Below are 723 nucleotides of genomic sequence, written 5' to 3' on the forward strand. Positions count from 1 at the left end.
GACTTGGGTATAGGACACCAACGGAGTATATTCATGCGCATCTGTAAAAAGTGTCGCACTTCAAACTTGATACTAAGAGCGGGGTTAAGAGTGCGCTTTAACGTACTTTTTAACCTTTTTCATAGCCATTTGACGCTTAAGTGGCGAAAGATAGTCAATAAACAGATTACCCGACAAATGATCTATTTCGTGCTGCATTACGATAGCCAGAAACTCATCACTTTCGATGGTAATTGGCTTACCTTCGCGATCTAAAGCAGATACAACAACTGAAGTAAAACGCTCTATGTCTGCATAGTAATCAGGAACTGATAAACAACCCTCTTGACCCAATGCTTTATCCGAGCCACTAATCACTTCTGGGTTAACTAAAATTAGCGGTTCATCTCGACTTTCTGAAAGGTCAATAATAACAACTGCCTCTTTACGACCAACTTGAGTCGACGCCAAACCGATACCATTGTCAGTCGCATACAGCGTTTCCAACATATCGTCTATTAATGTTTGTACCGCCGTAATATCTCGCACCTTTTCCGCTTTGACCTTAAGCCTTGGATCAGGTGCAGTCAAAATTTCTAAAACTGCCATATTATCCTTCTAATTCTTGGAAGCTCATTAGGCGAAGTTTCCCACCTGTGTTTAAGTAGTTTTGAAAGCAGATTACCTGAAACCCTATAGCCAACAAAATGCACACGCACTTTTTGCGATTCAAGAACCACAAAA

At 40.8% G+C, this 723-nt stretch carries 1 protein-coding gene; it reads right to left on the minus strand.

Annotated features, from left to right (window positions below; translation table 11 throughout):
• Positions 1 to 84: 84 nt before the first annotated feature.
• Positions 85 to 588, minus strand: a complete 504-nt coding sequence (gene def / locus ACQEXS_RS22495) for a peptide deformylase (RefSeq protein ID WP_409386149.1) — start codon at positions 586 to 588, stop codon at positions 85 to 87.
• Positions 589 to 723 lie beyond the last annotated feature (135 nt).

The organism is Vibrio sp. TRT 17S01, assembly GCF_050113695.1.
Classification (GTDB): domain Bacteria; phylum Pseudomonadota; class Gammaproteobacteria; order Enterobacterales; family Vibrionaceae; genus Vibrio.